This window comes from Deltaproteobacteria bacterium (genome assembly GCA_022340465.1).
Taxonomy (GTDB): Bacteria; Desulfobacterota; Desulfobacteria; order Desulfobacterales; family B30-G6; genus JAJDNW01.
The window spans coordinates 1-17,447 of sequence record JAJDNW010000028.1; the positions used below are offsets into that span (position 1 = coordinate 1).

14 protein-coding genes and 2 pseudogenes are annotated in these 17,447 nt (G+C 57.5%); 8 read left to right on the forward strand and 8 right to left on the reverse strand.

The genetic code is table 11. The features are described from left to right. The 4 genes from LJE94_05040 to LJE94_05055 form a co-directional block, all read left to right on the forward strand. On the forward strand, positions 1-255 hold a 255-nt coding region (locus LJE94_05040), incomplete at its 5' end, for an ABC transporter substrate-binding protein (GenBank protein MCG6909474.1). 85 nt (positions 256-340) lie between these two features. After that, positions 341-1,129: an ABC transporter ATP-binding protein gene (locus LJE94_05045; protein ID MCG6909475.1), complete on the forward strand. Its 789-nt coding sequence runs from the start codon at positions 341-343 to the stop codon at positions 1,127-1,129. Further along, positions 1,113-1,889 (forward strand): ABC transporter ATP-binding protein, encoded by a 777-nt coding sequence (locus tag LJE94_05050; protein ID MCG6909476.1) that lies wholly within the window; start codon positions 1,113-1,115, stop codon positions 1,887-1,889. The genes LJE94_05045 and LJE94_05050 overlap by 17 nt, the downstream gene beginning before the upstream one ends. Before the next feature lie 86 nt (positions 1,890-1,975). Next, a complete protein-coding gene (locus LJE94_05055) occupies positions 1,976-3,781 on the forward strand; it encodes an AMP-binding protein (GenBank protein ID MCG6909477.1) in 1,806 nt (601 codons plus the stop codon). A 147-nt stretch (positions 3,782-3,928) separates the two neighbouring features. Here the strand turns inward: LJE94_05055 and ggt are convergent, their stop codons facing one another. Next, positions 3,929-5,539 carry a gamma-glutamyltransferase gene (gene ggt, locus LJE94_05060; GenBank protein ID MCG6909478.1) on the reverse strand — a complete coding sequence of 537 codons (1,611 nt, stop codon included), beginning with the start codon at positions 5,537-5,539 and terminating at the stop codon, positions 3,929-3,931. A gap of 368 nt (positions 5,540-5,907) precedes the next feature. On the opposite strand from ggt, the gene LJE94_05065 reads away from it, so the two are divergent. Then, positions 5,908-6,114 (forward strand): hypothetical protein, encoded by a 207-nt coding sequence (locus LJE94_05065; GenBank protein MCG6909479.1) that lies wholly within the window; start codon positions 5,908-5,910, stop codon positions 6,112-6,114. Positions 6,115-6,138: 24 nt separating this feature from the next. After that, complete coding sequence (locus LJE94_05070) at positions 6,139-6,381, forward strand: OsmC family protein (protein MCG6909480.1); 243 nt, start codon at positions 6,139-6,141, stop codon at positions 6,379-6,381. 386 nt (positions 6,382-6,767) lie between these two features. On the opposite strand, the gene LJE94_05075 is transcribed toward LJE94_05070, so the two are convergent. Then, positions 6,768-7,046: an integration host factor subunit alpha gene (locus LJE94_05075; GenBank protein ID MCG6909481.1), complete on the reverse strand. Its 279-nt coding sequence runs from the start codon at positions 7,044-7,046 to the stop codon at positions 6,768-6,770. Positions 7,047-7,274: 228 nt separating this feature from the next. On the opposite strand from LJE94_05075, the gene LJE94_05080 reads away from it, so the two are divergent. After that, a complete protein-coding gene (locus LJE94_05080) occupies positions 7,275-7,580 on the forward strand; it encodes a PilZ domain-containing protein (GenBank protein MCG6909482.1) in 306 nt (101 codons plus the stop codon). Here LJE94_05080 and LJE94_05085 read toward each other — a convergent pair. Beyond that, positions 7,577-8,176 carry an outer membrane beta-barrel protein gene (locus LJE94_05085; GenBank protein ID MCG6909483.1) on the reverse strand — a complete coding sequence of 200 codons (600 nt, stop codon included), beginning with the start codon at positions 8,174-8,176 and terminating at the stop codon, positions 7,577-7,579. The genes LJE94_05080 and LJE94_05085 overlap by 4 nt on opposite strands. A gap of 555 nt (positions 8,177-8,731) precedes the next feature. On the opposite strand from LJE94_05085, the gene LJE94_05090 reads away from it, so the two are divergent. Further along, on the forward strand, positions 8,732-9,781 hold the full coding sequence (locus LJE94_05090) for a uroporphyrinogen decarboxylase family protein (protein MCG6909484.1): 1,050 nt from the start codon (positions 8,732-8,734) through the stop codon (positions 9,779-9,781). A gap of 100 nt (positions 9,782-9,881) precedes the next feature. Here LJE94_05090 and mtbB read toward each other — a convergent pair. From mtbB to LJE94_05115, 5 genes and pseudogenes are all read right to left on the reverse strand, one after another. Next, a pseudogene (mtbB, locus tag LJE94_05095) lies at positions 9,882-11,291 on the reverse strand ([dimethylamine--corrinoid protein] Co-methyltransferase). A 190-nt stretch (positions 11,292-11,481) separates the two neighbouring features. After that, positions 11,482-13,926, reverse strand: a complete 2,445-nt coding sequence (locus LJE94_05100) for an FAD-dependent oxidoreductase (GenBank protein ID MCG6909485.1) — start codon at positions 13,924-13,926, stop codon at positions 11,482-11,484. A gap of 113 nt (positions 13,927-14,039) precedes the next feature. Next, on the reverse strand, positions 14,040-14,993 hold the full coding sequence (locus tag LJE94_05105) for an electron transfer flavoprotein subunit alpha/FixB family protein (protein ID MCG6909486.1): 954 nt from the start codon (positions 14,991-14,993) through the stop codon (positions 14,040-14,042). A 25-nt stretch (positions 14,994-15,018) separates the two neighbouring features. Next, positions 15,019-15,786: an electron transfer flavoprotein subunit beta/FixA family protein gene (locus tag LJE94_05110; GenBank protein MCG6909487.1), complete on the reverse strand. Its 768-nt coding sequence runs from the start codon at positions 15,784-15,786 to the stop codon at positions 15,019-15,021. 200 nt (positions 15,787-15,986) lie between these two features. Beyond that, positions 15,987-17,444, reverse strand: a pseudogene (locus tag LJE94_05115) (trimethylamine methyltransferase family protein). Positions 17,445-17,447 lie beyond the last annotated feature (3 nt).

Consider the following 17,447-nt stretch of genomic DNA (forward strand, 5'->3'; position numbering starts at 1 on the left):
TATGTGGAGCCCTTTGTCGAGGCCCTGCGGCGTGTCGGCCGCGACTTGACCCGCGAAAAAGTGATCGCGGAAATGGAAAAACTCGAAAACTTCCAGGGCATCATGGGACACGTCACCTACAAGCCGTTCAAGGCCGACGACCCGCTGACACGCATCGGGCAGCAGGAAATCTTTCTGAATCAATGCATGCCGGATGGAACCGCCAAGATCCTGACCAACTGGATCAAGACGACGTACATTCCCATGCAGCACTGATCGTTTGAAGCTCGAAGGGGTGAAGGGATCGATCCTTCACCCCTTTCACTCTTGCGAACCGCGAATCTCCCCAAAGGTAACACGCATGGCATTATTCGAAATCAAAGACCTGGCGATCCAGTTCGGCGGGCTCAAGGCTCTGGACGGCATATCGTTTGCCGTCGAAAAGGGCGAGGTGTACGCGATCATCGGTCCCAACGGCGCCGGCAAAACCACCCTCTTCAACTGCATCAACGGCATTTACCAGCCCAGCGCCGGCAGCATCACCTTCAAGGGGAAAAACATCCGGGGCAAGAAACCGGACCAGGTGGCCAAGGCCGGTATCGCGCGCACCTTTCAGAACATCGAGCTGTTCAACAACATGAACACCATGGAAAACATCATGCTGGGCAGGCACCTCTATATGAAGACCGGCCTGTTCCACGGCGCCTTTTTGTGGGGCAAAAACTCCTTTGCCGGCAAGGAGGAAGTGGTCCACCGCAGGAAGGTGGAGGAGATTATCGACTTTCTGGATCTGCAGGCGGCCCGGGACAAGCTCGTGGGCGGGCTGCCCTACGGCACGCAGAAGCAGATCGAACTCGCCCGGGCGCTGGCACTGGAGCCGGAGCTGTTGCTTCTGGACGAACCCTGCGCCGGCATGAACTCGGAAGAAAAGCAGGACATGATCTTCTGGGTCAAGGACATCCAGGACGAGCTGGGCATCACTATCCTGCTGATCGAGCACGACATGAACATGGTCATGGACATCTCCGACCGCATCCTGGCCCTGAACTTCGGGCGCCCCATCACCGAAGGCAAGCCTGAAGATGTCCAGAAACACCCGGAAGTACTAAAAGCCTACTTAGGAGAAGACGAAGGTGAGTGCGCTGCTTGAGATAAAAAACATCGAAACCTATTACGACCTGATTTATGCCATCCGGGGGGCGTCCCTCACCGTCGAAGAAGGCAGCATCACCGCCATTCTGGGTAACAACGGCGCCGGCAAATCCACGATCCTGAAAACGGTCATGGGCCTCATCGAAGACCAGCCCGACAAAGGCACCATCGAGTTCGACGGCAGGCGCATCGACGGCCTGGACACCGACAAAATCGTACGGATGGGCATCACGCTGGTCCCGGAGGGACGCGAGGTGTTCGAAGAGCTCACTGTCAGGGAAAACCTGATGATGGGGGCCTACATCCGCAACGACAAACAGGGCGTCGATGCCGATTTCGACCGTGTTTTCAACTATTTTCCCATTTTGAAACAGCGCATCAACCAGTGGGCCGGGACCCTGTCCGGCGGCGAGCAGCAGATGCTGGCCATCGGCCGGGCCCTGATGAGCCGTCCCAAATTGCTGTTTCTGGACGAGCCTTCCCTGGGGCTGTCGCCGATTTTGGTAAAAGAGATATTCGAAATTATCAAGACCATCAACGGCGAGGGGGTCACCATCCTGCTGGTGGAGCAGAACGCCAGGATGGCTCTGGGAGTCTCCCAGACCGGCCTGATCCTGGAAAACGGACGCTTCGTCATGAAGGGAAAATCGTGCGATCTGATGGAGGACAAGGACGTCAAGGAGTTCTACATGGGCGTCAAGTCGGAAGCCTCCGCCAAGGGCTACCAGCGCTGGAAGCGGAAGAAGGCCTGGCGCTAAAAGCGCGTGCCACGCTTTTAGTGACCGTGGCTGCGCCACTATATTAATGATTGGATATTGGAAATTCAGTTTTAGGGCAAAATAATATGACTGACAGTGACAATTACTCGGTTCCGGCCAAGTTCAAGGAAGCGGTTGCCCGCTGGGGCGATCGGGTGGCCATGCGCAAAAAGGAATTCGGCCTGTGGCACGACATCACCTGGAACGATTACGACCACCGGGTGTCCTGCGTGGCCTACGGCTTGATGGCCCTGGGTCTTGCGAAAGGCGACTGTGCCTCGATTATCGGCGACAACTGTCCGGAATGGGTCTACGCCGACCTGGGGATCCAGTGCTGCGGCGCGGCCACGGTGGGCGTGTATGCCACCAATGCCTGGCAGCAGGTGGCGTATGTGGTCTCCAATTCCAATTCCAGGGTGCTTTTCGTGGAAAACGAGGAACAACTGGACAAGTGGCTGCATTTCAAGGACGAGGCGACAACCCTTGAAAAGGTCGTTGTCTGGGACACCGAAGGGCTGCGGGGATTTGAAGACCCCAAGGTCATGACCTTCGACGATCTGCTGGAATTGGGCGAAAAGGAGATGCAGGCCCACCCGGGACGGCTGGACAAACGCATCCGGGAAATCGGGCCGGAAGACCTTTCCGTGCTCATCTACACCTCGGGCACCACCGGCCCCCCCAAAGGCGCCATGCTCACCCATAAAAACTGCGTCTGGATGGGAACGGCCATCACGTCCAACAACCCCATGTTCGACAACGATGAAATCATGTCCTTTTTGCCGCTCTGCCACATCTTCGAACAGCTCTTCACCGTGCTGGCGCACATGGACGTGGGGCACATCGTCAACTTCATCGAAAGCCTGGAAACGGTGACCGACAACATGGTGGAAATTTCCCCCACGGTCGGTCATGCCGTGCCGCGCATCTGGGAAAAGTACTATTCCGCTATCATGATCCGCATGGCGGACGCCACCTGGTTCAAACGCCAGGTATTCAATTACGCCCTGAACGTAGGAAAAAAACGCGCCAGCCTGATCATGGACTTCAAACCCGTGCCGGCCATGCTGGCGCTGCAGTACAAACTGGCCCACTTTGTCGTCTTCCGCAAGCTCAAGGAACGCCTGGGCTTCGATCGCTTCCGCGTGGCCTATTCCGGCGCCGCCCCCATCGCACCGGAAATCCTGCACTTCTTTCACTCCATCGGCGTCAATCTGGTCGAGGGGTACGGTCAGACCGAGGGCACAGGCGTCACCACCACCTCTAAAATCGGCGAAGTCAAGTTCGGCACCGTGGGCACCCCCTTGGAAGGGGTCCAGATAAAGATCGCCGAAGACGGCGAGATTCTGGTCAAGTCGCCGGGTGTCTTCAAGGGGTACTACAACAACCCCGAGGCGACCGCCGAAACCATCGTGGACGGGTGGCTGCACTCGGGCGACGTGGGCAGCATCGACGAAAACGGCTACCTGACCATCACCGACCGCAAGAAAGACATCATCGTCACCGCCGGCGGCAAGAACATCACCCCGCAGTACATCGAAAACAAGATGAAGGCCAGCCTCTACATCAACGACGCCGTGGTCATCGGCGACAAGCGCAAGTTTCTGAGCTGTCTGATCATCATCGACGAAGACAACGTGGTCAAGTTCGCCCAGGACAACAAGGTCCAGTTTTCCACCTACGGGGATCTGACGGCAAGCGAGGAGGTCCGGAACCTCATCGAAGGGGAGATCAAGGCGGTCAATGCGTCCCTGTCCCGTGTTGAGCAGATCAAGAAGTTTACCATTCTGCCCAAGAAGCTCTACGAGGAAGACGGGGAGGTGACCCCCACCATGAAGGTGAAACGCAAGTTCATCAACGAGGCCTTCGGCGACCTGATCGAGGCCATGTACTGACAACAAATCGGCCGGACCTGCGAATGGCCCGGCTGATTTGTTGTCGATATTAGGCGGACGCCCTTTATATCTTCATATTCGAGACAAACCCATACAAATATAAACATATAAAGAGCGTCGACAAATTATCCACTTCGCGGTAATTTCTTAATACCCCAAAGCGCATCCATCCTTGCGGGGGTCCGACCCGCCTATCAGAACGCCCCTTTCCCAGTCGATCCAGATGGCCTGTCCGCCGCCGATGGGTTCTTCGGGTCTGACCAGACGATGCCCCCGTCCTGTCAAGTCGCTTCTCACAGCGTCGGGGACGCCGTCCTCCACCTCCACATCACCTTCGAAAAGGGGAAACACGCGAGCCAGGTCGATGGCCGCCTGGACGTCCAGGCCGTAGTCGATCATGTTGCTCAACACGTGCACCTGCCCGGCGGGTTGGTACTGCCCGCCCATGACGCCGAAAGGCATGACGACACGGTCCTCTTTTTTCAGCATGCCCGGAATGATCGTGTGCATGGGGCGCTTTCCCGGCGCGATGCAGTTGGCGTGCGACGGGTCGAGGCAGAACGAAACGCCGCGGTTTTGCAGCAGCACGCCCGACTCGGGACCTGTCAGGCCGCTGCCGAAAGATTGAAAAATGGAATTGATCATGCTGACGGCGTTGTGGTGCCTGTCTACTACGCAGAGATACACCGTGTCGCCGTGGGACGGGAGACCGGACTCGGGAAGGTCGACAGCGGGCAGGCGCTGCATGGCTTTCTCCCGGTTGTAAAACCCACCCAGATGCCGGGCGTGTTCCCTCGAAAGCAGGGCGGACACGGGCACCGTCTCCTTGGCCGGGTCCGTCACATAGCGGTTTCTCTCCTGGTAGGCCAGCCTGGCGACCTCGATCTCCAGGTGCAATCGCTCCGCCGAAAGCGGATCACCGCTTTGTGCCCGTCCGAGTTGTGACAACAGGTTGAGCATGATCAGCGCCGTGATCCCCTGGCCATTGGGCGGGCACTCGAAGAGTTCATACCCGCCGTAACGCGTGGAAATCGGCACCACATACTCACCGGCGGCCTTTTCAAAATCCTCCAGAGTGTGCAGCCCGCCCATGCGCCTCAGGTAGGTCACCAGGTCCCTGGCCACCGATCCCCTGTAAAACCCGTCTTTCCCCTCGGCGGCGATTTTTTCCAGGGTTCGGGCCAGCAGCGGCTGGCGGTGCGTGTCGCCGGGTCTGGGGGAAGCGCCGCCTTTTAAATAAACGGCTGCCGTGGTCCTGTCGTGGGACAGCGTGTCCACCGCCTGCCCCCAGTCAAAGGCCACCCGTGGATGGACCGGGTAGCCATCCCTTGCAAACCGGATGGCCGGTTGCAGGAGTCGGTCCAGTCCCATGGTTCCGTGGTCCGCTGCAAGGCGCACCCAGGCGTCCACGGCCCCCGGAATCGTTACGGCATGGGGAGAGTGTTCCCCGATGCTTTCGATGCCCTGTTCCCGAAAGCATGCCACGCTCGCCGCCAAGGGGGCCCGGCCCGACCCGTTGTACGCGACGACAGGCCCCTTGCCGCCGGGGGCATAGAGGACAAAACAGTCTCCACCGATGCCTGTGGACTGCGGCTCCACCACGCCCTGCACGGCGCAGGCCGCCAGGCCGGCGTCCATGGCGTTGCCGCCTTTCATCAATATCTGCAGCGCCGTCATCGTGGCCAAGGGGTGGGAGGTTGCCGCCATGCCGTTGGCCGCATACACCGGTGATCGTCCGGGCAGCTGAAAATTTCTCACGTTCTCACCTTCTTACCTTCTGTTTCTGAATACGGACAACCGAATACCGAGTGGTGCCCTTTTGCACCTACTCGCTATCAGTCCTTTCTGCAAGCACACGCGACTCTTTGAGCATGGATGAAAGAACGATGTTCAGTACCCACAACCCGATCATGACCAGTAGAAACGGCGTTATGGGTACCTCCTTTATCTGAACGGAGCAGCTTCGATACTCCGTTTTCTCTCACGAATTGCTATCGGATGAAAGCAAAAACTGTCGATTTTATGCAAAATCGTCGCCGGAGCATCCATATCAATTAAATGTGGCATCCCGTGAAAAAAAGGTTTATAATCGCACCTCGCCGTTAACGCATCAAAGGAGGTCTCCCATGACAGTTGCCTACACCAGCTACTTCAAGATTAAAAAACACGCAGGGGCCCATCGCACGGCACTCCTGAAGGGTTTCGACGAACCGATCCATTTCGGAATTCATGGCGGAATCAAAGATTTCTACCAGGACAAATACGGCCGGAAGCTGGAGGGGCCGGATTATCCGGCAACGCTCGATTACATTGTTGCCGGCGTTGCCGGCTGACTGACCGGAACCCTCGCCGGCGCGCTGGATGCGCGCGGTATAAAAGCGGCTGAAAATCTGACGGCCGATGTGGAAGGTGATGTGGAAGCCGTGAACGGTGTACTCAAAATAACGAGGATTCGCCTAAAATATTCCTTCGAAGCACCCGAATCCCTGATCGAAAAAGCGAGGCGTGTCCTGGATGTCTATGCGGACCTCTGCCCGGCTTATCAGACGGTTAAGGACTGCGTGGACTGTACGTGGGAGGCGGATATAGAGAAGATCTAACGGCAGCCCCGATCGAAAAGATCACCACCCGTGGCGCTCTTCTTGTCACCGTTTGTTCTTCACGGCAATCAGCGATCTGCGTTAGAACCGAACCTATGAGAAAGGCCCCTCGAAGGGGCCTGGACTGCCTCCGCCGATTTGTTTCAATTCTCACCGGTTGAGTCGGCGGCTTATGAAGGAAGTTACAGGAAACAGCCTGGCCCGGCCGTTCCCCGTGGGGTGCCGGCCGTCACGTGGCTTTGCCCATGCTATGACTTGCATGGCGGTGGTTGTCTCCCCTGCCTCAGGCGGCGGAATACCTGTGAACGGAAAAGGCGCCCACGGGAGAAAAGCCCGTTCAGGCCGATGCAGGCATCATTTCAGACGGGTTGGGCCAAAGGGCTGGATCAGTTGATTCTGTCACGCAGCTTGCCCGAGCATTTGAACGTGACTACCCGCCTGGGCGCCAGCATCAGGTCCTCCCCGGTCGCGGGATTTCGACCGCGCCTTTCTCCCTTCTCCATGACGCAGAACTTTCCGAAACCACTGATGAGAACGTCTTCGCCGTTTTCCAATTTGCTTTTGATCAGTTCGATCAGCCCTTCGATTATCTCGGTGCTCTGGTGTTTGGTGAAGCCCGCATCCGTCTGGACCGCATTGATGATGTCCGCCTTTGTTAGTGCCATAGTGCGATAATCTCCTATAATTTATGTTCAGGTATTTATTTTTCTATTACAAATGGCAGTTTTAAATAATTATGTCAAGGGATTATATCGTTACTCGGTGATATTTTCCTGTCGTCCCCCTATGGGTGGGCTTCCTCTGGAAATCTTCACCAACATTTTGACAAAAACGGCGAATCATGTTCAACTATAGCGTTTGATGAAATTATATTCCGATCAGGAGGGCATACCATGGGACGGGAACGCCGCCGGGAAAACCGGCATGCCTGTGTCAAGCAGGTCGGATATGCTATTCAGGGATTGAACTACATCGATTATATTCAGGACATCAATTCCTGGGGCGTTTTTATCCAGTCGGACCGGAAAGTGCCTGTGGGTGAAAGCATTCTCGTGTCCATACCGCTTTTCGGAGATGAAACCACCATCAAGATTGTGGGAGAGGTTGTCTGGTCCGGCCCCGAAGGCATGGGCATCCGCTTCAGCATGGGCATCGGAGAAAGCACCCTGCAGTCGATTCTCGGCGATGAAGGCGCCTAGAACGTAAAACCGAGTTCGAACGCCAACACCCCGCCACCGAAATCGTACGTTTTATCGCGGTTTTCATCGATATCGAGGTTCCACCGATTCGAAAAAAACTTGACACTCATCCCGCTGAAAAACCGATCGGTAACAAAAACGCGCACGCCGGCTTTCAAGACGCCCCCGAAACCGGCGCCGGATTCTTCGACGTCGTCATGATCGGTGTCGTCTTCATATGCGATGAAATTGAAGTAAAGGGCAGGGCCGAGGCCGATATAGGGCTGTATCCGCCAGTGATTCGGCTGTGCAAAAAGCATCATCTCAATGCCCATAGCGCTAAAGTCGCCGTCGCCGATGTCGGCCGTCTTTTTCTTGCTCTGCGATACGTAAGTGTGCGTGCCGCATCCGAATCCGAACCAGTCGTGGAATGCACGCATGTAGGTGGCTGCAAAATTCCCGCCCGATTTGTAACCCTCGCCTTCCAGGTCCGCATGGGGCCAGTATCCCCCGATGGAAAAGGTAAAGGAGTTGAACTTGCCGCCGTAAGGTTCGGCGGCCTGAACCGCCGAAGACAGGCATAAAGCCACGATGATGCATGTCAGTGCGTATTTCATGATTTCCGCCCCCCTTTAATGCCCCACACAGGGAATGAGAGTGTTCAAGTGATACAGTGTCAGGTGTTAAGTGATTGCGTGTTAAGAGGCATTTAGCGCCCTATGTCCTTTGCCCTGAACCGTAAATCGTGAAACGTAAGATGCGGTTCAATCGCCCTTGACCTCCGACCTCTGACCCCTGACCTCGGATTTACCACGACCGGTGCAAAAGCTCAACCATCTCCGTGCAACGACTCCTTATCAACCAACGCCACTGCTGCAACGTTGAGGTTGACATGCCTGCTGCCAGGATCTATAGCGGGACTAAGCATCTCGACCCTGCAAAGGAGATACCCGGACCCGTAGGCCCCGGCTCTGGTTTCACCCTGTCAGGGTGTTGGACACTTGATTATCGGTTATTTAAAAAGAAAAAACGAATGTCCAATATCCACGTTGATGCCATGCTGTTGGGTTTTCGTGCTTGGAATTTTGCTGTCGATATTGCCGGCATATCCAGATATCTCCATATGGCCCAGAGGACCGGGTCTTCTATGCTGGAATAAAGGAGGTTGTCAATTGTCTGAAAAGAATCGTGCCACCCCCGGAAAAAAATACATGCTGGCGGCTATCCTGCGCAAGTACCTGGACCGCATCCCCACCACCCTTCTCGTCGGTCCCTACTGCGCCAAAATGGCGGGATATTCGATACGGGAGATTCTCATGAACGCCGGAAAAAGCGCCCGTTCCCATCTCGCCTTCTACAACCGGTTCCATCCGGACAGTCTCATCGTCTACAACGATATTTATCTGGAACTAGAAGCCCTGGGGTGTGAACTGGAATTCCCGGACGACGCCATTTCACATCCCAAAGGGCCCCTCCTGCATGAAAAAAAAGCGCTTGCCGGTCTCCGCGTTCCGAACCCGCGCAGGGATGCGCGCCTGCCCTATTTTCTGGAGCTTTGCGAAAGGATTGCCGGGGAAGTCAGGCATGAAGCTTCCGTCGGCCTTGGGCACTCCGGACCCTGGAATCTGGCCATGCATTTGAGGGGCGCGGAACAGTTCCTCATCGACAGTATCGAAGACCCCCCTTTCGTACACGATCTGATGTCTTTCACCACCGAAGTGGTAAAGCAGTTGGGGGACACACTGATCGACATGGGCTTCATGCCGTCCCTGGGAGAGGCTTCCGCCTCCTGCAGCCTGATCTCCCCCAAGATGTACAAAGACTTCATTTTCCCTTATCACGCGGACCTGTGTCGCCACTTCCGCTCTCGCAAGGCCATGATGAGCCTGCACATCTGCGGATTTATCGACCCCATCGTGGAGGAGGTGCTGGAATCCGGCATCGGCTTCCTGAGTCTGGACGCCCCCTCTTCTCTGGATAAGGCCGTGGCCGCTGCCGGTAATAAAGCGGTCGTCATGGGCAATGTCCCCACCCGTCTTTTTGCCGACGGAACACCGGAAGAAATGGAAGCGGCCATTGACGGATGCATACAGGCCGCGCCTGACAACGGTGGGTACATCCTGGCTTCGGGGTGTGAAATCCCGCTGAATTCAACCGAAGAGCGGATCGGCCATTTTTTTGAATACGGTCGTGCAGCCGGGAAAAAATGGCTGCAGGCCTGACTGCTTCAACCACGAAGGCACAAAGCGCATAGCTGATAGCTGATAGCGTGGCATGAGCTATGACCTGTCAGCTATGAGCTCGTCTACTTCGCCCTTGCCCTCAAAATACCGGATCATACGATTTGATACCGATTTTCTCCTTGAACATGTTCACACAGTTGATGTCCAGGTCCAGGAGCTTGGCGATCCTGAACTTGGCGTCGATGCCCTTTGCCACGCCCGGCGCTTCGCAAACCACACCGATATCGAGGTCCTCCCTCAGTTCGGCCATGGTCACGGAATCCGCAAGATCGGGCACGGACACCCCGAGCTTGTCGGCCACATAGCTTTTAGCCGCGTCAATTCGCATTCCCCGGTTCAGCTGCATGCGTGCCACCAGATCTCCGGCGGTCCGCATTCCGCCCATCCCCGAAACGATTGCATGCGCGGCATGCATCCCCATGGGGTCGCCGACGCCAACCTACAACCCGTCAAGCCGGCAGATTTCGACATGGGCCTTGGATGCGCGTGAAAGGGCGTCCAGCGGCGGATGCAATACCAGCGGGACGCCGCCCACCCCCATGCCCAGGTTTGCGTGCACCGGTATGCTCGATGCCTCCGAACAGGCCTTGGTGAAGGTGATGGAACGCGTCACGTTCCAGGGCAGCGACCGGTTGGTCACGATGTTGATGGCCGGCCCGAATATGGTGACGCCGGCTTTCTCGCACAGCTTCACCTGCTCGTGCGGGTAAAGGCCTGCCAGGCGGACACCGTCGTACTCGATCTCGGCGTGCATCCCCAGGATGAACTCCCCCGACATGCCCATTTCGATGCCCATCTCCGGGTATTTTCCGTGCAGAATCTCGGCCGCCTTCAAGGCTGCGTAGAATTCGGCGTCGCCGGACGCGGCGGTGGTATCGAAATTGATGCCGTCGCACCCGCCGAATTCATACAGCTGGCTGCCCACGTAAACCATGTCCGCGATCGCATATTCGACCATCCGCTCATAAGACTCGCGGGCCTCGTCGATGCGGTCTGTGGGAATCAGGTCCATGGGATTGGCCACCGGTCCGTCTGGCACGCTGTAAAGGCCCAGGTTGGGCATGGCCCCGTAGAAAATCGGTGCGATGGTGGAAAGCACCGCCTGCTCCATGTTGGGCTTGTCGTAGATGACCACGTGCTTGACCTGCTTGAAGCTGTAGTCGATGTGGGTCAATTCGAGCGTGTCGGCTCCCAGGCAGCGCTCGAAAAGCATCAGCTGCTGTAATTTGCTGACAGGAATGTGGGCGCGTTCGATTTTGGAGGTCTGATTGTCATAGGACAGGCAGCAGGCCCGGCTGTCCTCGACGCCCACAACCCGGTCCTTCCGCCGGTACAACGCCATCAGGTAAGCGATCTCATCGCTGCCGAGCGGTGGTATCCTGGCGCGCTCCGCCGCATCCCGGGATCCGTCTTCCAGGTCCTGCTGGACCTCTGCCTCGGTCATTTCAACCCGCTCGCCATCGCCCATTCTGGTAATTATTTTACTCATTTCCCCCCCCCGTAAAAGTAGATATCCGGGTTCCTGGGACCCGGCACTGGTCTCATCCTGGAAAGGCTCTGTTCATTGCGTTGGTTGTGCTTGTTGAGTTTGTTTGCCAACCCCCTAATGCAACGAAGCCAATGAACGTGCTAACTCAATGTTGGTGACCGTTTTTCTCTCAACAGGCATTCAGATCGGATTACATCCTCGTGCGCCGATTGTCGGGATCGTAGGGGGATTTCAAATGCACCGTCGCGGGCACCATCTTTCCCTCGACCATGATCTCGTACGATCCCGCCGAGACCCACTCATTGGTGACTCCGTCCGCATGCTTGACATACCCCATGCCCACGGCGCATCCCAGTTTGTGTCCGTATGCGCCGGAGGAAATTTCACCCACGTGTTCGCCATCCCTGAAAACGGGTTCGTTGACATACAAAAGGGGCTCGGGGTCGTTCAGGGTGAACATGACCAATTTCTGTTTCAGGGGCACGTTCCGGGCCTTTTCAAGAGCCTCGCGGCCGATGAAATCGCCCTTATCCAGTTTGACTCCGAATCCCAGCCCCGCTTCATAGGGGGTTTCATCGGGGGTGATGTCCGATTCCCAGTGCCGGTATCCGGTTTCCAGGCGCAGTGAATTTACCGCCTGCATTCCCACCAGCCTGAGGCCGAATTCTTTCCCGGCCTCCATGATGGCATCGAATACGCCCTGCACGAAGTTGGTGGGGATGTAAAGTTCCCAGCCCAGTTCACCCACATAGGACATGCGCATGGCCAGCGGCCTGGCATAAGCGATGTCGATTTCCCTTGCCGTGGCATAGGGGAATCCTTCGTTGGAGAGGTCGTCGCCGGTCAGACGGGACAGCAGGTCCCTGGCCTTGGGTCCCATGACTCCCAACATGGCGTAACCGTGGGTGACATCCGTTATGGTGGCGACGGCATCTTCGGGAATCAGACGCCGTATATAATCGAAATCGTGGACGGTCGTCGCCGCCGCGGTGACAATAAAAAACGCGTGCTCGCCGATCCTCGTCACGGTCACGTCGGTTTCGAAACCGCCCCTCGCGTTCAGAATCGGCGTGTAGACCACTTTCCCCACGGGAACCGCCACATCGTTGGAACAGATCCGCTGCAGCACGGTCTCTGCATCGCGCCCCTGAACCAGGAGCTTGCCCATGGACGAAAGGTCGTACAGGCCGACACCGTTCCGCACGGCCATGTGCTCTTCCGCCTGGAACGGGAACCAGTTCTGACGGTGCCAGCTGTAGGCATGCTTTGCTTCCACGCCCTCGGGCGCGAACCAGTCGGCCCGCTCCCAACCGGCAACCATGCTGAAGCAGGCGCCCCTCTCCTTGAGCCGGTCGTGGATGGGGGTACAGATCACCGGCCTGGCCGTGTCTTTCTGGCGGTTTGGATAGTGGTGGTGGTAAAGCACGCCCACCGACTCCTTGATCCTGTCGTACAGGTATTTCCGGTTGCGCTGCCAGGGGAACCACCGTTTGACGTCCAGCGGCCAGAGTTCACTTTCCGGATATCCCTGGTCCATCCACTGGGCGAGGGCGAAACCGGCGCCGGCGGCACTGGCGATGCCCACGGAATTCATGCCGCAGCCCACGAAGAAATTCTTGACGCCCGGCACCTCGCCGATATTGAAGGCCGTGTCCGGCGTAAAACTTTCCGGCACGACCGCCAGGTGACGCACTTCCGCGTCCTGAATGTCCGGGAACCGTTTAAAGGCGCAATCCAAGCAGAGCTCGAACTGGTCCCAGTCCTCCTGGAGTTCGGTGAACTTGAAATTTTCGGGAATGCCCTGCATGCCCCAGGGTTTGGCCACCGGCTCGAAAAGCCCGAACAGGATCCCGCCCATTTCGGACTTGAAGTAGGAATAACCGTCGAAATCGCGTACACTCGGGAACACATCGGGGAAGCCGTCGATCGGCAGCGTCACCGCATGCATGTGTTCGGCCGCGTGCAAGGGGATGCTCACGTTGACCAACCCGCCGACGTCGCGGCCCCACATGCCGGCACAGTTGACCACGTACTCGCAGGTGATGTCCCCTTTCTCCGTGTTGACGCCGGTCACCGCTCCGTTCTTTACCTGGATGCCGGTCACCCTGGTATTCTGAAAAATACGGCACCCGTTGTTGCGCGCTCCCTTGGCCAGGGCCTGGGTGGTGTCCTCGGGATTGGTTTGGCCGTCCTCGGGGATGTAAAATGCCGTTACCAGGTCGTCCACATACAGGCCGGAGAGCATTTTCTTGGCTTCGGCAGGGCTGATTTCGTGAACCTCGATGTCGAAAGCCCTGGCCGTTGCCTGGGCTCTTTTCCACTCCGCCTGTCTTTCCGCATCGCGGACGACGGTAATCGAGCCGGTCTTGACATAGCCTGTCGCTACGCCGGTTTCCGCCTCCAGGCTGGGGTAAAGCTGGGTGGCGTATTTCGCCAGGTCGGAAAGCTGCCGGTTCTGGCGCAGCTGTGTAACCAGGCCCGCCGCTGCCCACGTGGTTCCGGATGCCAGCTCCTTGCGCTCCAGCAGGACCACATCTTTCCACCCGATTTTGGTTAGATGGTAGGCGGTGCTGCAGCCGACGATGCCCCCGCCGATAATGACGACCTGTGCGTGCTTGGGTAGTTGTTCTGTCATAACGCCCTCTCTCTGGATACCGTTAAAAAAAATTGTTACCAAAAATCTGTCAATAGCTCGAAAATGACCCATGCATTCCGAAATAATTCTTTCGGAACACGGGTGAAAGAGCCCTATCCCTGCTCCTGAAGCACTTCGGTCAATGCCGGTACCACCTCGAAAAGATCGCCCAGAATGCCGTAGTCGCACTTGGTGAAGATGGGGGCATCCTTGTCGGTGTTGATGGCCACGATGATCTTGGCGGTCTTCATTCCGGCAAAATGCTGCACGGACCCTGAAAGGCCGCACCCGATATAGAGCTTCGGACTGACGGTTTTACCGGTCTGGCCCACCTGCATGGAATGGGGGGCGTAGCCGGCATCCACGGCGGCCCTGGAGGCCCCCACAGCCGCGCCGAGCTGCTCGGCACAGGATCTCAATATTCCGAAATTCTCCGCCGACCCCATGGGGCGGCCGCCGGTGATGATGATGTTGGCCTCGGTCAGTTCCACTGCGCCCGAAGCGGCCCCCCTGGTTTCGACAATCCTCAATCTGCCGCTGTCGTCTGCCGAAGCGTTGTAGGTCTCCGTTTCAGCCGTCACCGCCGACGGTTCGGCCTCGATGACATTGGGGCGCAGACCGCAGAGAAACATATCACCGGACAGCTTGATTTTTGCAACGGTCTTGCCCGAAAAATGCGACTTGCTGACGACCTGTTCCCGGACATCCACCCCGATGCAGTCCAGGACCAGCGGTGCGTCGACGGCCGCCGCCACCCTGGCCATCAGGTCGCGTCCACCGGTACTGCTCAAGCCCAGCAGGGCGGAGATGTCATAGTGCCGCATGGCCTCGACCAGGGCGTTGGCCCGCAGCTCCGGGCGCATCTCCAGATCCGCCGCGGACGCAATCTCGACGACCCGCCCCACACCGTATGCCTGGACCGCTTTTCTGCAAGCCTCCGCCGGGGCGCCGATCACAAACCCGATGATTTCACCGTCACCCGTTGCCCGCGCAGCCGTGATGACGCCGAAGTTCGACGCCTTGACCTCTCCGTTATCCGTTTCAAGCAAAATGCCTGTTTTTCCCATGTCAATCTCCCTGTTCGAAAGGTAGTTAAATAACCTTTTCCCCCTTCAAAATGGACACCAGTTTTTCGGATGCCTCGCGGGGCCCGCCTTCCAGCATGGTCGCACCGCTCCGCTCCGGCACCTGGGCAAGTTCGAGGATCTCGGTTTTCCCGGAAGCGTCGGCAATTCCCAAATCGGCCAGCTCGAACTGTTTGACCTCTTTTTTTTTGGCCTTGAGAATGTCGGGCAGCTTGGGGTAGCGGGGCTCGTTCAACCCCTTGGTGGCGCCGAGCACACAGGGCGTGCGCACCTCGACGACTTCCCTGATTCCCCCGCCGGCTTCGCTTTCCACCAGGGCTCTGCCGTCTCCCAATTCGACGTTTACGACCTCGGTTACCACCGGCATGTCGAAAGCGGCGGCCAGCCGGTAGGGTGTCTGCATGCCTTCGCTGTCCACCGACTGCTTGCCCGAAAAAATCAAGTCAGGCTCTCCGTCCTGCCGGATAGCCGCCTGCAGCGCACGGGCTGTGACGGCCGCGTCTAGAAACTGCTTGTCGGTCTTGACTAGAATGCCCCTTGTGGCACCCATTGCCAGGGCCGTGCGGATCGTGCCCAGGGCGCTTTCCTTTCCCACCGTCACCACGACCACCTCGCCGCCTCCGCTCCCGGCCACAATCCGAAGGGCCTCTTCCAGCCCGTATTCGTCGTACGGGTTGACCACGAACTTGACCGTTTCATCGAATCCGGCCGGTTCCGTAACCTTGATATTGGCCGCCGTGTCGGGAACATGCTTCACACAAACGTAAATCTGCATAAACTCCCTCTTTTCCTTTATTATCTATTAGTTATATTTAATATTCTCAAGTATCGATTTAATGAAATATTGAAATCCTGATCCTTTGGTTCGAGTCAGAGATAGTGGGATTTAGGATTTACCTATTCCAGCGTATCCAACCAACACCCTTCCAGGATGAAACCAGTGCCGGGTTCTACGGACCCGGGCCATTCAGGAAATTACCCCACGCCCTGCTCTTTTTCGGCCTCTTTGACGATCTCTCTGATGTCGGTCAGCACGCTTCCCGAAAGCGCCGGAGGCTCATAGCTTTCCAGAAGAGCGGTCATCTTGTCGTGCGCCCTTTTGTAGATGTCTGCGCTTCCGTCGGCTTCCCAGTCTTCCCGCATGCGCCTGTCCATCAATTCGGCGCGGGACTGGGTCGCCATATTCCGGTAAGTGGTTTCGTGGCTGAGGTAGTCCTTGCCGATGCCCATTTCGGTGATGACATCCACTGCCAGGGTCTCGTCGTTGACGGGTATACCCTTGACGGCATATTTGATCATCTCGGCAATCTCATTGTCGATGACTAGTTGTGTCAGGTCGAAGGTGATCCCCATTTCGAGCATTCCCAGGCCGTAGATGACGTTGGCCCCTGCCAACGCCGGCAACATGCCTGTAATGGTCTTCTCGTGTCCCGACTGGGCATCGACCACCTTGCTGTCGCCCTATCCGCCGGCAACGAAGCACGGCAGACTGTAGTAGCGTGCCAGCCGGGCCACCGCGGCGCTGATCATGCCGGTTTCCGGCGACCCCACAGTCGCCGTCGCCCGCCGCAGATCCAGCGGACAGGTGGAACTGCCGTACACGAAGGGCGAACCCTTTTCACACAGTTGACTCAATACCAGGCTGGCGAGCACCTCGCAGTTCTGCACCACCAGGGTCCCGGCCAGATGCACCGGGCTTGAGCCGCCGGACATCGCCATCCCGATGACGAGAGCCCCCATACCGTGCTTGGCCGCTCCCATGAGAATCTCACAGTGGTGATCCGTCAGCTTGAGCGGGCTGATGGGGCAGGTTGCGAACGAAAGCAGGGGGCGCTCCCTCAGCTTCTCACGGGAACCGGCAATGGCCGTGCACATGTCAACGATCTTTTCCAGCTGGAATCCGTTGACCGGCCCCAGCCAATGGTGCTTGGTCGTGTTGGTCAGGGACGCCTCGGCATTGTGGATCGCCTGCACTTCCGGCGGTTTGTCATGAGAGCACATGGCGCGTTCGTAGGTTTCCACGTTTTCCAGGCAGTCGATGAGCCGCGCCGCCTGCTCGATGTCCTTCTTGGTGGTGTCCCGATGGTCGCCCGTCTCCGGATCGACGAACATGATGCCCTCGCCGAAATTGGTGAACGTCACGCGGTTGTCTTCAAGCACCACGTCGCTTTCAGGAATGCGGCCGTAGGCGATGAAGGTGGATGGCGCCGTGTGAATGGCGTCCTCCACGACAAACGGGGGGATCCTGACCGTCTTGCTTTTCGTGTCCACCCTGCACCCGGCGCCGTGGAATATCTCGAGCGCCCTTTCATTTTCGACGAACACACCCGTATTTTTCAGGACCTGCAGGGTGGCCAGATGTATCTCGTGGACTTCGTCGTCGGTCATCAGATTGAGACTGAACCCGCTGCTACGCTTTTTGCCGGCTTTCATGCT

Bases quoted from the DNA above. Each gene is read 5' to 3' on its own strand.
- LJE94_05045 (MCG6909475.1), top strand. From the start codon at position 341: ATGGCATTATTCGAAATCAAAGACCTGGCGATCCAGTTCGGCGGGCTC.
- LJE94_05055 (MCG6909477.1), top strand. From the start codon at position 1,976: ATGACTGACAGTGACAATTACTCGGTTCCGGCCAAGTTCAAGGAAGCG.
- LJE94_05065 (MCG6909479.1), top strand. From the start codon at position 5,908: ATGACAGTTGCCTACACCAGCTACTTCAAGATTAAAAAACACGCAGGG.
- LJE94_05075 (MCG6909481.1), bottom strand. From the start codon at position 7,046: ATGGCACTAACAAAGGCGGACATCATCAATGCGGTCCAGACGGATGCG.
- LJE94_05080 (MCG6909482.1), top strand. From the start codon at position 7,275: ATGGGACGGGAACGCCGCCGGGAAAACCGGCATGCCTGTGTCAAGCAG.
- LJE94_05085 (MCG6909483.1), bottom strand. From the start codon at position 8,176: ATGAAATACGCACTGACATGCATCATCGTGGCTTTATGCCTGTCTTCG.
- LJE94_05100 (MCG6909485.1), bottom strand. From the start codon at position 13,926: ATGACAGAACAACTACCCAAGCACGCACAGGTCGTCATTATCGGCGGG.
- LJE94_05105 (MCG6909486.1), bottom strand. From the start codon at position 14,993: ATGGGAAAAACAGGCATTTTGCTTGAAACGGATAACGGAGAGGTCAAG.
- LJE94_05110 (MCG6909487.1), bottom strand. From the start codon at position 15,786: ATGCAGATTTACGTTTGTGTGAAGCATGTTCCCGACACGGCGGCCAAT.